11 protein-coding genes are annotated in these 14,214 nt (G+C 69.4%); 2 read left to right on the forward strand and 9 right to left on the reverse strand.

Annotated features, from left to right (window positions below):
* Window positions 1–13: 13 nt before the first annotated feature.
* The 8 genes from BOX17_RS07430 to BOX17_RS07465 all read right to left on the reverse strand — a co-directional run bounded on the left by BOX17_RS07430 (window position 14) and on the right by BOX17_RS07465 (window position 11,798).
* On the reverse strand, window positions 14–2,890 hold the full coding sequence (locus BOX17_RS07430; RefSeq protein ID WP_071943199.1) for a molybdopterin-dependent oxidoreductase: 2,877 nt from the start codon (window positions 2,888–2,890) through the stop codon (window positions 14–16).
* A gap of 11 nt (window positions 2,891–2,901) precedes the next feature.
* On the reverse strand, window positions 2,902–4,620 hold the full coding sequence (locus BOX17_RS07435; protein WP_071943201.1) for an NADH-ubiquinone oxidoreductase-F iron-sulfur binding region domain-containing protein: 1,719 nt from the start codon (window positions 4,618–4,620) through the stop codon (window positions 2,902–2,904).
* A gap of 158 nt (window positions 4,621–4,778) precedes the next feature.
* Window positions 4,779–5,174: a RidA family protein gene (locus tag BOX17_RS07440; protein WP_071946740.1), complete on the reverse strand. Its 396-nt coding sequence runs from the start codon at window positions 5,172–5,174 to the stop codon at window positions 4,779–4,781.
* Between the two features lie 10 nt (window positions 5,175–5,184).
* Window positions 5,185–5,952 carry an Ldh family oxidoreductase gene (locus tag BOX17_RS07445; protein ID WP_071943203.1) on the reverse strand — a complete coding sequence of 256 codons (768 nt, stop codon included), beginning with the start codon at window positions 5,950–5,952 and terminating at the stop codon, window positions 5,185–5,187.
* Window positions 5,949–7,709, reverse strand: coding sequence for a hypothetical protein (locus tag BOX17_RS07450; RefSeq protein WP_071943205.1), 1,761 nt, complete (start codon window positions 7,707–7,709; stop codon window positions 5,949–5,951). The genes BOX17_RS07445 and BOX17_RS07450 overlap by 4 nt, the downstream gene beginning before the upstream one ends.
* A complete protein-coding gene (locus tag BOX17_RS07455; protein ID WP_071943207.1) occupies window positions 7,702–9,288 on the reverse strand; it encodes a BCCT family transporter in 1,587 nt (528 codons plus the stop codon). The genes BOX17_RS07450 and BOX17_RS07455 overlap by 8 nt, the downstream gene beginning before the upstream one ends.
* 52 nt (window positions 9,289–9,340) lie before the next feature.
* The gene (locus BOX17_RS07460) at window positions 9,341–10,333 is read right to left on the reverse strand and encodes a dipeptidase (RefSeq protein ID WP_208858103.1); all 993 of its coding nucleotides are present in this window, start codon (window positions 10,331–10,333) and stop codon (window positions 9,341–9,343) included.
* A 22-nt stretch (window positions 10,334–10,355) separates the two neighbouring features.
* Window positions 10,356–11,798 carry an aldehyde dehydrogenase family protein gene (locus BOX17_RS07465; protein ID WP_071943209.1) on the reverse strand — a complete coding sequence of 481 codons (1,443 nt, stop codon included), beginning with the start codon at window positions 11,796–11,798 and terminating at the stop codon, window positions 10,356–10,358.
* Window positions 11,799–11,892: 94 nt separating this feature from the next.
* On the opposite strand from BOX17_RS07465, the gene BOX17_RS07470 reads away from it, so the two are divergent.
* Both BOX17_RS07470 and BOX17_RS07475 read left to right on the forward strand, forming a co-directional pair.
* Window positions 11,893–12,780 (forward strand): LysR family transcriptional regulator, encoded by an 888-nt coding sequence (locus BOX17_RS07470; RefSeq protein WP_071943211.1) that lies wholly within the window; start codon window positions 11,893–11,895, stop codon window positions 12,778–12,780.
* Window positions 12,781–12,971: 191 nt separating this feature from the next.
* Window positions 12,972–13,505 (forward strand): invasion associated locus B family protein, encoded by a 534-nt coding sequence (locus BOX17_RS07475; RefSeq protein ID WP_071943213.1) that lies wholly within the window; start codon window positions 12,972–12,974, stop codon window positions 13,503–13,505.
* A 114-nt stretch (window positions 13,506–13,619) separates the two neighbouring features.
* On the opposite strand, the gene mntP is transcribed toward BOX17_RS07475, so the two are convergent.
* Window positions 13,620–14,195, reverse strand: coding sequence for a manganese efflux pump MntP (gene mntP, locus BOX17_RS07480; RefSeq protein WP_071943215.1), 576 nt, complete (start codon window positions 14,193–14,195; stop codon window positions 13,620–13,622).
* Window positions 14,196–14,214: the final 19 nt, after the last annotated feature.

The raw sequence follows: 14,214 nt of genomic DNA on the forward strand, positions 1-14,214 counted from the left end.
CGGCGCCAGATCCTCATGAGGAATTGGACACCGAGGCCGATGCCGCCTCCACTCGACTCAGGCGGCAGGCGGCGTACTTGAACTCGGGGATCTTGCCGTAGGGGTCCAGGGCCGGGTTGGTCAGCAGGTTGGCCGCGGCCTCCGCGTAGCAGAAGGGCACGAACACCATGCCGTCTGGCATCCCCGGGTCCACCCGGCTCCTCAGGGTGATGGCCCCACGCCGGGTGGTGATGGTCAGCGGCGCGCCGGGCGCCACGCCCAGCCGGTCGAGCTCTCCCGCCGACAGGCTGGCCACCGCCTCCGGCTCCAGCGCGTCGAGCACCCGGCTGCGACGGGTCATCGAGCCGGTGTGCCAGTGCTCCAGCTGGCGGCCGGTGGTCAGCACCGTGGGATAGTCGGCATCGACGGGCTCGTCCGGCGGCAGCGGCCGGGTCGGCGAGAACCGTGCACGTCCGCCCTCGCGCGGGAAGGCCTCACCGAACACCACGTCCGCCCCGGGGGCATCCTCCGCCGGACAGGGGTAGGTCACCGAGCCCTCGCGTTCCAGGCGCGCCCAGGAGATGTGATCCAGCGAGGCCATCCCCTGCTTCATCTCGGCGAAGACCTCGCGGGGGTGGGCGTAGTCCCAGGCCAGCCCGAAGCGCCGGGCGATCTCCTGGAGGATCCACCAGTCGGGCCTGGCATCAAAGGGCAGCGCCACGGCGGCGCGACCGAGCTGTACCTGGCGGTTGGTGTTGGTCACCGTGCCGTCCTTCTCCGGCCAGGCGGAGGCCGGCAGGATGACGTCGGCGAACTGGGCGGTCTCGGTGACGAACAGGTCCTGGACCACCAGGTGCTCGAGCCTGGCCAGGGCCCCGCGGGCGTGGTGCAGGTCCGGGTCGGACATCGCCGGGTTCTCGCCCTGGATCAGCATGCCGCGCACCTCGCCGGCGTGGATGGCGTCCATGACCTCGACCACGGTGAGCCCCGGGCGCTCCTCCAGCGGGGTGTTCCAGAGCTCCTCGAAGGCGGCACGCAGCTGGGCGTCGCCCACCGGCTGGTAGTCCGGCAGCACCATGGGGATCAGGCCGGCATCGGAGGCGCCCTGGACGTTGTTCTGGCCGCGCAGCGGATGCAGGCCGGTGCCCGGTCGCCCGGTCTGGCCGCAGGCCAGCGCCAGGGAGATCAGGCAGCGGGCGTTGTCGGTGCCGTGGGTGTGCTGCGAGATGCCCATGCCCCAGAAGATCATCGCCCGCTCGGCGGTGGCATAGCGCCGGGCGATGTCGCGGATCGTCTCCGGGGCCACCCCGCACAGTCCGCTCATGGCCTCGGGCGTCATGTCCACGACGCTGGCCTTGAGGGCCTCGAAGCCCTCGGTGTGCGCGGCGATGTAGGCGTCGTCATACAGCGCCTCGCCGACGATCACGTTGAGCATGGCGTTGAACAGCGCCACGTCGGCCCCCGGCGTGAAGCGCACGCTGAGGCTGGCGTAGGCATCCAGCGCCTGGCCACGCGGGTCGAGGATGATCAGCTGGGTGCCCCGGCGCGCCGCCTGCTTGAAGTAGGTGGCCGCCACCGGGTGGTTCACCGCCGGGTTGCAGCCGGTGAGGATCACCACGTCGGCCTGGAGCGCCTGCATGAACGACGCCGTCACCGCCCCGGAGCCGAGGCACTCCATCAGCGCCGCGACCGAGCTCGCGTGGCAGAGCCGCGTGCAGTGGTCGACGTTGTTGCTGCCGAAGCCGGTCCGCACCAGCTTCTGGAACAGCCAGGCCTCCTCGTTGGAGCACTTGGCGCTGCCGAAGCCCGCCAGGGCCGCGGGGCCATGGGCGGCCTTCAGCGCAGTGAGCCCGCCGGCGGCGGCGTCCAGCGCCTCCTCCCAGCTGGCCTGGCGGAAATGGGTCTCGGGACGGGCCGGGTCGAAGTCGGGGTCGAGCCCCTTGGGCACGCCCGGCCGGCGGATCAGCGGCCGGGTGAGCCGCGCGGGATGGCGCGGGTAGTCGAAGCCGAAGCGGCCCTTCACGCACAGCCGGTTCTGGTTGGAAGGCCCGTCGCGGCCCTCGACGAACAGGATGCGCTCGTCCTGGGTCTGCTCGCCCGCGACATGGTAGGTGAGCTGGCAGCCGACCCCGCAGAAGGGGCAGACAGAGTCCACCCGGCGGTCGGCCACCGCCGAGTCGCCACGGCCGGCCTCGTCGACCAGGGTGGCCGGCATCAGCGCCCCGGTGGGACAGGCCTGGACGCACTCGCCGCAGGCCACGCAGGTGCTGTCGCCCATGGGATCGTCGAAGTCGAAGACGACCTTGGCCGCGGCGCCCCGATGGGCCAGGCCGATGACGTCGTTGCCCTGCACCTCGCGGCAGGCTCGCACGCAGAGGCCGCAGGTGATGCAGGCGTCGAGGTTGACGTGCATCGCCGAATGGCTGGCGTCGTGGCGGGGGGACGCCCGACGGGCGTGCTCGGGGGGATGCACGTGGTGCACCGTGGTGGCCGCTCGCGCCGGCCAGCGCTCGCGCGCCGCCGTGGCATCGATGGCAAGCTGATCGGCCATGGCCCAGAAGTGGCTCGCGCGGTCGGGGCCCTCGTCGCGGCCGGGCTGGTCGGCGGCCAGCAGCTCCATGACGCCCTCGCGGGCGACTCGGGCACGCTCGGAGCTGGCGCTTCTCACCACCATCCCCGGGCGGGCCTCGCGCAGGCAACTCGCCGCCAGCACGCGCTCGCCCTCGATCTCCACCATGCAGGCCCGGCAGTTGCCGTCGCTTCGATAGCCCGGGGCGTCCTTGAAGCAGAGGTGCGGGATGGTCTCGCCGGCGCGCTTCGCCACCTGCCAGAGCCTCTCGCCCGGGTGGGCGCTCACGTCCATGCCATCCAGGGTCAGGGTGAAGGTCTCGTTGACTCGCTCGTCACTCATGGTCCTCTCCCCTACCCCTTGACGATCACGTGCTGGTCGGCGAGCTCGTCGCGGAAGTCCTTGAGCAGTCCCAGCACCGGGTTGGGCGCCGCCTGGCCCAGCCCGCAGATGGAGGCGTCCATCATCACCCGGGAGAGCCGCTCGAGCTCCTCGACCCGCCATTCGTCGCGCTCGAGCAGCGCCAGCATCTTCTCGGTGCCGACCCGGCACGGGGTGCACTGGCCGCAGGACTCGTCCGCGAAGAAGGCCAGCAGGTTGGTGGCCACGGCACGCAGGTCATCCTGATCCGAAAGAACGATCACGGCCGCCGAGCCGATGAAGCAGCCCGCCTCCTGCAGGGTGTCGAAGTCCAGCGGGATATCGGCCTTGCTCGCCGGCAGGATGCCGCCGGACGCCCCGCCCGGCAGGTAGCCAGCGAGCCGGTGGCCCTCGGCCATGCCACCGGCGTACTCCTCGACGAGCTCGGCCAGGGTGATGCCGGCCGGGGCGAGGTGCACGCCGGGCCGGCGAACCCGCCCGGAGACCGAGAAGCTCCGCAGGCCCGTCCGGCCGTGCCGGCCGTGGCCGGCGAACCAGTCGGCGCCCTTCTCGTGGATCAGCGGGATCCAGTAGACCGTCTCGACGTTGTTGACCAGGGTCGGACGACCGAAGAGCCCCACCTGGGCCACCAGGGGGGGACGATGGCGGGGCTTGCCGGGCTTGCCCTCCAGCGACTCGATCATCGCGGACTCCTCGCCGCAGATGTAGGCGCCGGCGCCGCGACGCAGCACGATGTACCCCGGCGCCGCGAGGCCGACGCCCTCGAGTTCCTCGATCGCCGCGTGCAGCACCCGATGCAGGCCGGGGTACTCGTCGCGCAGGTAGAGGTAGAGGGCCTCGGCCTGAACCGCCCAGGCGCTGACCAGGGCGCCCTCGAGGAAGCGGTGCGGCGAGCGCTCGAGGTAGTGGCGATCCTTGAAGGTGCCGGGCTCGCCCTCGTCGGCGTTGATCGCGCAGTAGCGCGGGCCCGGCGCCTCGCGCACCGACCGCCACTTCCTGAAGGTCGGGAAGCCCGCGCCGCCCAGGCCGCGCAGCCCGGCCCGCTCGAGCTCGACGATCAGCGTCTCGACCGTGACGCGCCCCTCGCGGCAGTCGTCGAGCAGCCGATAGCCCCCCTCGGCGCGATAGTCGGCCAGTCGCTGCCAGACGATCGCCTCGGGATGGTAATGGCCGGTATCCACCACCGCCTCCACGCCCTCGGCGGTGGCGTAGCGCACGTGATGATGACCCACCTCGACGACCGGCGCGGTATCGCAGCGCCCCATGCAGGGCGCGCGCACCACCCGCACCGCCTGGAGGTCGAGGCCGGCCTCCAGTTGCGCCTGGAGCGTCGCCGCCCCGGCCAGCTGGCAGGAGAGCGAGTCACAGACCCGCACCGTCACCTCCGGCGGCGGCGACTGGTCGTCATGCACCACGTCGAAGTGGGCATAGAAGGTCGCCGTCTCGTAGACCGCCGCCATGGGCAGGTTCATGTAGGCCGCCAGCGCGCGCAGCGTCACCAGCGACAGATGGCCATGGGCATCCTGGAGGACATGCAGGTGCTCGATCAGCAGGTCGCGGCGTCGAAGTCCCGGGTCGCGGCGCTCGTCCCCGAGCAGCTGGCGCAGGGAGGCCAGGGCGACGGGGGGCAGGTCGCGGCCACGGGGCCTGCCGCGGAAACGGCGCGGGGGAGTGACGGTCTCTACGGTCATGGCAGGCTCGCTGTGGTGCGGTTGGGGTGGCGCGTTATCGACGGGCCCGCCTCTGCACGGGCGGTGACGGCCATCCTCGGCATGGTGTCACCGGCCCGTCGCCGGGACAACGGCCGGGCACCGGCGCGACGGGCCAGGCATCGGAGGCCTTGACTCCCTCACGCCTGGCTGTCGGCGGTCTCCTGCATGGCAGCATAGGCCACCATCTCGACGAGCATCTCCTCCCGGGCGAACCCCGAGACGATGATCGCGGCGCGGTTCGGGTAGGGCTCGCTCACGTACTCGGCATAGAGGCGATTGACCGTGGCCAGGTCCTCGCGACGCGTCACGTAGATCAGCACCTGGGTCAGGTTGGCCATGCCGCCGCCGGCACAGGTCAGGGTGTGACGCAGGTTGTCCAGGGTCTGGCGGGTCTGGGCCTCGATCCCGCCCTCCACCACGGCCCCATCGGCGCCGATGGGGATCTGGGCGGTGAAGAGGATACCGTGGCCGATCACGGCCCATTCCAGCGGGGCCTTGGCGGCATAGAGGTCGGTGGAAACGGGTTGGATCATCATGGGTCTCTCAGTCATTGTCGTGGTCGCCGGCACCGGCACCGCCCCGGGAGGCCTCGCTGGATTCCACCAGGATGCGATGGGCCAGGGTCTTGAGGCGCCCCCAGATGGCATCATCCACCTCGATGCCTTCCCTCAGGGCCTGCTGTCGGCAGGCCAGCAGTTCCGACTCGGGATGATGAGCCAGCAGGTCGAGGTCGTGGCCGGCGCCCAGGGACGGCAGCAGCTCCACGTGGTTGGCCATCACCAGGGTGATGCCGTCGTTGGGCTCGTTCTCCTCGGGCACCTCGCGCACGGAGTAGACGCGCACCTCCGGCGTGGCATGGCCCGCTCGGAAGCCCACCACCTGCTCGGTGAGCGGCACCTGGGCATTGCGCCAGAAGGCGGTGATGTTCATGCCGCGACCCGCCAGCCGCGCCAGATAGCCCATGATCAGCTGGCGATTGTGGCAGCGCCGGATCTTGACCACCGAGAGGCCGCGGGCGCGCGCCTTGGCAAACCCGAGCTCGGTGGCCAGGCTGATGCTTCGCAGCACGCTGTGGCCCTGGCCGTCGAGCACCGCCAGGTCCCCGTCCTGGTAGATCAGGCGCGGCCGCGACTCGGGTGCCTCCTCGAGCAGGTAGTCGAGGCCCCGGTTGAGCTGCTCGACCCCGTGCAGGCCGTGACACTGCATCCAGGCCACCATGTCGGCGGCATCGGCGGCATCACCGTCCTCGAAGCCGATCCCGCTGAACGCCTTGCGGCACAGGCCCTGGAGTTCGTTGTAGGACACGATCATTCGGCTACGCCTCCCGCTCGCTCATGGAAAGGTCTGGCCTCCCCCTCCCGGACGGGCTCCAGGGGAAAGCTCCAGTCGTCGAAGTCGGCGAGGTCTTCCGGCTCGGCGTTGAGCTCCTCGACCAGCGGCGCGCCCTGGAACAGGGTGATCCGCACCCAACGGTCCGACTTGGGATCGAAGCGACTGGCCCCGAAGAAGGAGAGCTTGGTGCGCAGCAGGTGCATCGGTTTCATGTCGCGATGCCAGAGGTTGGCGTGGATGTCGCCATAGGGCGCCTTGACCAGCGTCTGGACGCGACGCACGACCTCCTTGTGGCGGGGATGCTCGAGCAGGAAGTCGACCACCGTGGCGCGAGGATGGGACTCGAGGAACGCACAGACCGCCTGGTGGGTGTGCGCCACCCGGGGGCCGATGGCAATGGGCATCTGCTTCTCGGCGCCGGGTTCGGCGTGACGGACCCCCAGCCTCGGCTCCTCCTTCTCGGCGGAGCGGTACCAGAACCAGTAGGCGCCGTCGCGGCTCTCGTAGTCATGGAGCAGGGCCCAGCCGTAGTGGGTCTCGATCAGCTGGCGTAGGCGCATCAGCGGCATGTCCGGCTCGAGGTCGAGGTTCTCCTCCACGCCCATCTGGTCCTCCAGGGGGTCGACCTGATCCGGGTAGAGCTCGATCAGCAGGGTATTGATCAGTTCCTGGGCCTCGAGGGGCAGCGTCCGGGCACTCCACTCGACCAGCTGCTGCCAGATATCGTCCTCCAGCGGCACGCTGGCAAGCCAGGTCAGCACGTCGGGCAGCGCGGCCACCGTGGCCGCGTTGCGCTCGGCCTGCTCGGCGTCCTCGGTGACGGTCTGGTCGAGGTGATGCATGGCGCGTCGGGTCAGCGCAATCATCCTCGTGCGATCGGCTTCGTCCGGCACCTGGCGCAGGGCCAGCGTCAGGGCCGTCTCGCGCTGGGTGACCCACTGGGCAATCAGCTGGGGATGGTTGATCAGGAAGGGCGCCATGCCGAGTCCCGTGGAATTGCCGATGCCCAGGTAGCGCCGCAGCTCGGTGGAAAGGCGACTGGCAGTGTCCGGTGCCTGGCAGGCCGCGAGGTGCTCCACCTGCTCGATGGAGAAGTGGCGCAGCAGGTAGACGCCCGCCATCTGCGCCGAGAAGGGCCGCCGGAAGTCGGGGTTGTCCATCAGTCGGGCGAAGTCGGCGATGCCGAACTTGCCGTTGCCGTAGACCGCCGTCGTCCGGTACAGGTAGCCGACCCGGGTCAGCCAGGCGGGATCGGGCTGCTCGCCCCGGGCCAGCGCCTCGACGAAGTGGGCGAAGTTGCGCAGGCTCTTGTTGGCCCGGGACAGCACCAGCACCTTCGGGTGCTGGCGTCCGGCCTCCTGCAGGGGCACGTTGGCGGCCATCTGCGCCAGCAGGCTGTCGTCGACGTCGCCCTCCACCAGGCCGAAGGTCACGTCCCAGGCCTCAGCGATGACCCGGTCGGAGCGCCGGGCATCGTCCAGCGGCTGGGCAAACATCACGCCGTGATAGCGGCCATGAGGGGTCTGCAGGCGATAGATGGCCGTGCCGTGACCGTTGGCGTCCAGGTCGAAGCGCTCCCGGCTGATCTGCCAACGCTGGCGGGCCATCTGGCGTACCAGGCTGCGCACGAAGCTCAGCCGGGTGGCATGCAGGCTGCCGAGCCGCTCGAGTCGCATCACCTCATCGGCGGGACGCAGGCCGAGCGGCGCCGCTGCGACGAGTTCCACGCTAGTCATTGAGGATCACCTTGGGGCGGGTGGTGAGGCCCTGCTGCCGCGCCATGGCGTAGGCGGCCTGAGGGCCGGTCCACAGCGACGGCAGCAGGATCAGGGAGACCGGGATGGCGGTGATGACGATGAACTGCTGCAGCACGCCGATCTGGCCGGAGCCCATCTTCAGCAGGATGGCCGCCATCAGCGCCATGGCGATGCCCCAGAAGATGCGCACGCCCACGTGGGGCCGGTCATGCCCGGTGCAGACCACGGCGATGGCATAGCTCATGGAGTCACCGGTGGTGGCGACGAAGATGGTGGTCAGCAGCAGGATGGCCAGCGCCATCAGGGTGCCGCCCGGCAGCGCCTGGGCCACGGTGAGGGTCGCCACGTCGAACTGGAAGTTGTTGAGGGCCTCGGTCAGGTCGATCGCGCCGGTCAGCTGGAAGTGGACCCCCGACCCGCCCAACAGGGTGAACCAGACGGTGGTGGCGATGGGTGCCATGACCGCCACGGCGAGGATCATCTGGCGAATGGTGCGACCGCGTGAGATGCGCGCCACGAAGATGGCCATGAGGGGGCCGTAGCCGATGAACCAGGCGAAGAAGAACACCGTCCACCACTGCATCCACCAGGCGGGCGCGGTTTCCGAGGTCATGGTGGCCATGGCCAGGAAGGAGCTCATGTACTCGCCGAACCCCTGAAGGTAGGCATTGGTGAGGAAGAGCGTGGGACCGAACACGAAGATGATGGCGGCGATGGCCAGCGCCAGGAAGACATTGAAGCGGCTGAGCAGCTGGATGCCCTTGTTGATGCCGGTCGCGGCCGAGGTGACGTAGACCGCGCCCAGCACCACCAGGATCACCAGCTGGGTCGCATAGCCCTCGGCGACGCCCAGCAGCTCATGCAGGCCGAAACTGACCTGGGTGGCCAGGAAACCGATGGGGCCGACGGTCCCGGCCACCACGGCGATCACGCAGCAGGCATCGATCACACCACCGATCCAGCCCTTCAGCAGGCGCTCGCCGAAGACCGGGTAGAGGAGCGTGCGCGGCTGCAGCGGCAGGCCCTTGTCATAGTGCCAGTGGGCCAGGACCACGGCCGTCAGCGAGCCCAGCACGGCCCAGGCCAGGAAGCCCCAGTGCATGAACGATTGCGCCAGCGCCCCGGCCACCGCCTCCACGGTACCGGCCTCGGCGTCGAAGGCGGGCGGCGTGACCACGAAGTGGTAGATCGGCTCACCGGCGGCGAAGAACACGCCACCCCCGGCCAGCAGGGTGCACATGATGATCGACAGCCACTTGAAGGTGCTCAGCTCGGGCGTGTCGAGGTTGCCGACCTTGGCACTGGCCGCCGGCGAGACGGCAAGCCCCATGGCGATGAAGAACGTCAGCAGCAGCAGCAGCTGGAAATAGGAGCCGAGCATGGCGGCGGTCCAGGCAAAGCCGGCGCCGATGCTGCTGGCCACGGCTTCGGAGTCGTACAGCGAGAACGCCACGAACAGCACGATGAAGCCACCGCTCAGACCCAGCACGACGGGGTCGCCCAGGGAGTAGTGGCGCGTTGCGGCAAGGGCCGCAGGGGGGTGGGACTGTGAGCTCATGAGGGATGCCTCGTTATATCATTATTGTGTCGGTAAGCTGGCGTGATGCGGGTCAGGTCGTCAGCGGAACGGCGGCACGCTCAAGCAGTGCCACCCAGTTTCGGCCCATGATGCGCTGGACCTCGTCCTCGTCGAAGCCGCGCTGGCGGAGGCCGCCGATCAGGTTGGGAAAGTCCCGGCTGTCGCGCAGCCAGGCCAGCGGCCGCGGCCAGCCGGCATTGCCGGCGCTGCCCTCGCCGTAGTCCATCTCCTTTGACCAGCGTCCGTTACGCATCCATTCGAGCACCGAGACCGGCTGCGCCTGGCAGAGGTCGGTGCCCAGGCCCACATGGTCGATGCCCATCAGGTCGACGGTCCGCGCGATCATCTCGCAGTAAGCCTCGAGGGTGCAGTCCGGCCCATCCTTGAGGTGGAACGGATAGGCCGAGAAGCCCAGCAGGCCGTTCGATTCGGCGATCGCGGCGAGCACGCGGTTCGACTTGTTGCGCTTGGCCGGGTGGAAGAACGCGGGGTTGGCATGGGAGATGATCACCGGGCGCTCGGAAAGCTCGATGGCCTCGAGGGTGGAGCGCTCCGCGCTGTGGGACATGTCGATGACCATGCCGACCCGGTTCATCTCACGAATCACCTGGCGGCCGAAGCGCGTGATGCCGCTGTCCTCGGCCTCGTAGCAGCCGCAGGCCAGCAGACTCTGGTTGTTGTAGGTCAGCTGCATGATCAGCAGGCCCAGCCGGCGCATCACCGCCACCATGTCGATGTCGTCCTCGATCGGCGAGCAGTTCTGGGCGCCGAGGAAGATCCCCACCTTGCCGGCGGCACGGGCACGCTCGATGTCGCCCGGCTCCAGGACCGGCATGATCAGGTCATGGTGCTGCTCGAAACGGCGATTCCACTCGCCGATCCGCGACAGGGTCTCCCGGGTGTTCTCGTGATAGACCAGCGTGGCGTGGACGGCGTCGACGCCGCCCTCGCGCATCTGCTGGAAGATCTCCCGGGACCAGTTCGAGTACTGCAGGCCGTCGACGGTCAGCATTTGCTTGGACATGGAGCGCTCCTCGGGCCTGGACTCAGCGGGCCTTGACATAGCAGGTCTTGACCACGGTATAGAACTCGCGGGCGTAGCGACCCTGCTCGCGGGGGCCGAAGCTCGAGTCCTTTCGGCCGCCGAAGGGCACGTGGTAGTCGGTCCCGGCGGTCGCCAGGTTGACCATCACGCAGCCGGTCTCGGCGCGCGCCTTGAACTCGCTGGCAAGGGCGAGGGAGTCGGTGATGATGCCGGCGGTCAGGCCGAAGTTCGTGTCGTTGAGCGTCTCGATGGCCTCATCGGCATCGGCGACCTTGATCACGCAGGCAATGGGGCCGAAGACCTCCTCCCGGTTGATCGCCATGTCGTTGGTGGTGTCGACGAACAGCGTCGGCGTCATGTAGTACCCCGGGGTCTCGCGCTCGAGGCGCTCGCCGCCGTGCACCAGGATGGCGCCCTCGGCCTTCGCCCGCTCCACCCAGGCCAGGTTGGACTCGAGCTGGCGGGCATCCGCGACCGGACCGATCTGCACCCCGTCTTCCAGGGCATGACCGACCCGGACCGACTTGAGCCTGGCGATCAGCTTGTCGACGAAGGCGTCATGCACCGCCTCGGTGACGATCAGCCGCGAGGAGGCCGTGCACTTCTGTCCGGTGCCGGAATAGGCGCCGGCGAAGGCCGCCTCCACCGCCAGGTCGAGGTCCGCATCATCGGCCACGATCAGCGCGTTCTTGGAGCCCATCTCCAGCTGGCACTTCACCAGGTTGCCGGCGGTGGCGGCGGCCACGCGCCGCCCCACGTCCAGCGAACCGGTGAAGCTCAGGGCATGGATGGCGGGGCTCGAGATGAGGGCGTCGCCGACGCTGCTGCCCGGCCCCATCAGCAGGTTGAAGGTGCCGTGCGGCAGCGACTGACGACTGATGATCTCGGTCAGCGCCCAGGCACTGGCCGGCACCAGGTTGGCCGGCTTGAAGACCACCGCATTGCCGAAGGCCAGCGCCGGGGCGATCTTCCACACCGCCGTGGCCATGGGGAAGTTCCAGGGGCTGATCACGCCCACCACCCCGACCGGCTCGCGGCGGGTATCGATCTCGACGCCGGGGCGCACGGAGTCCACCCGCTCGTCGAGCTGGCGCAGCACCTCGGCGGCGTAGTAGTGGAAGAACTGGGCCGAGCGGTAGACCTCGCCCACCCCCTCGGCCAGCGGCTTGCCCTCCTCGCGCGCGAGCAGGCGACCCAGCTCGTCCTTGCGGGCGACCAGCTCGTCGCCGATGGCCATGAGCACGGCATAGCGCTGCTCCAGGCCACTCCTGGCCCACTCGCGCTGGCCCTGCCGGGCCGCGTCGATGGCCTCGCCCACCTGGGCGATGCCGGCCTGGGCGTAGTGGCCGATCAGGTCATGGGTGTCCGAGGGATTGTGGTTGGCGATGGTGCTCTCGCCCTCGCGCCACTGGCCAGCGATGAAAAGCGGATAGGCATTCGACATGGGGGACCTCCTGGATAGCGTTGACGGCATCCTAGGAGAGCGGCCATGATAAATATAATCAATAAATTCGATAAAACGATCAGGAAGTCTTACCGTGCTGCCCGAACTGAAGCTTCACCCGCTTCGCTGCGTGCTGGCCATCATCGACCAGGGGGGCTTCCATGCGGCGGCCAGGCACCTGCATCGCAGCCAGCCCGCGGTCTCCATGGCGGTGCGCGACCTCGAGGAGCGCCTCGGCCAGCCACTCTTCGAGAAGGGCCATGGCAAGGCCGGGCTGACCCCCTTCGGGCAGTGGTGCCTGCCGCGCTTTCGCGAGCTGGTGGCCCACCACGATCGGGTCAGCCGTGATGCCCTGGCCATGGCCTCTCACCAGGCCGGTCGGGTGGACATCGCGACGGTGCCCTCGGTGGCCAGCCGCCTGATGCCGGGCATCCTGGCGAGCTTCGTGAGCGACTACCCGGGCATCGAGATCAACCTGCAGGACGGCCACTCCGAGGGGGTCTGCCAGATGGTGCTGGCAGGCGCGGTGGAACTGGGCATCACCAGTCTCTGGCAGGACGAAGAGGGGCTCGACTTCATCCCGCTGCTGCACGACGACATCGGGGTGGTGTGTCGGGACGATCACCCGCTGGCCGGCCACGAGCGCCTGCACTGGCGCGAGCTGGCCGGGCATACCCTGATCCGCAACGGCACCTCGCGGCTGCTCGAGGGTTCACGGGCCAGCGCGCTGCTGAAGCACAGCGCGCTGTACATCTCCAACATGATCTCGCTGACCGCGATGCTCGAGGCGGGCATCGGCATCACGACCCTGCCGCGCCTGGCCTTCCCGGAGGAGCATGCGCGGCTGCGCTTCGTACCGCTGGCGGCGCCTCGCCTGGAGCGCCGGATCGGCCTGATCCAGCGGGCCGGCGTCAGCCTCTCGCCGGCGGCAGCGGCCATGCAGCGGCATGTGATGGCCTACCTGGCAGGCCCGGAAGCCTGACCGAAGGGGCCTGACTCGGGGTCCCCCATCGGCCCAGGCTCGACCTCGCGACGGCGAACAGGCATGGTTGTGAACTCGCTTCGGGATTGTCGCCGCTGCGAAGGGGCAACGACCTCGCCGCGGCGGCGACACTCCGGGAGCCACCACACCACCGAGCGTTCATGGCCCTCTAGGCCGAGGAGGAAACACCGATGTCGAACCGTCTGACCAGACGCCTGCGCCTGACCGCCCTGCTGTCGCTGCTGGCCTTCGCACCCATGGCCTTCGCCCAGCAGTCGACCTCGGGAGCGGCTGGCGCTAATGTCCAGACCGAGCAGTTCCGGGACTGGCAGGTACTCTGCCCGCCCGAGGGCCGCCAGGGCGCCTGCACCATGAGCCACCTGGTCACCAACCCGGACAGCAACGACCCCCTGATGCGGGTGATCGTGGGCTATCCCCCCGAGCTCAACGGGCGGCCGGCGATGACTTTCCTTCTGCCGCTGGGCGTGCGTCTCGCCGCGGGCCTGCAACTGAGCGTGGGGGGCGGCGAGCCGACCCAGTTCCCCTACCAGGTCTGCATGCAGCAGGGCTGCCGCGCCGACCTGCCGGTGCCGCCGTCGCTGCTGCGCGACCTGCGCAGCGGCAGCAGCGCGACCCTGAGCCTGGTCGACCCGCGCGGCAACCGCATGGACCTGGACATCTCCCTGATGGGGTTCACCGATGCCAGCGATCGCATCGCGCCCTGAGCGGGGACAGCCCTGAGCAGGTGATCGCCCCGACACGAGAAAGCCCCGGCATCAGCCGGGGCTTTCTCGTTGCGGCGGCGCCGACATGCATCCGGCGCCGCCCCGACCATGGGCCTACCAGATCCCCATGTGATCCTGCAGGATGGCGGCCCCGATCCCGATCAGGACGACGCCCCCGAGCAGTTCCGCCCGCTTCCCGATCAGCGCCCCCAGGCGGCGTCCCAGCATCACCCCCAGGGTGGCCATCAGGGTGGTGGCCAGGCCGATGGCCAGGGCGGTGACGAGGATGTTGGCCTCCATGAAGGCCAGGCCGATACCGACCGTCAGCGCATCGATACTGGTGGTCACGGCCGTGGCCACCAGCAGCCATCCGCCATGGCGGCGCGGGAGGTCAGTCGCCTGCGCCGCCGGCTCGGGCGCCGAGAGGCCGGCGAGAATCATGCGTCCCCCCAGCAGCAGCAGCAGGGCGAAGACCACCCAGTGGTCCCAGGCCTCGATATGGCGGGAGGCCCCGTAGCCCAGCACCCAGCCGATCAGCGGCGTCAAGCCCTCGATCACGCCGAAGATCAACCCGGTGCGCAGGGCCTCGCGGAAGCGGGGATGCTTCAGCACGGCTCCCTTGCCGATGGCGGCGGCGAAGGCATCGGTGGACATGGAGAAGGCCAGCAAGGTAGTGGAAAGCAGCGTCATCCTGAAGCGTATCCTGGCC

Origin of the sequence: Halomonas aestuarii (genome assembly GCF_001886615.1) — a bacterium.
In the GTDB taxonomy this organism is placed as follows: Bacteria; Pseudomonadota; Gammaproteobacteria; order Pseudomonadales; family Halomonadaceae; genus Halomonas; species Halomonas aestuarii.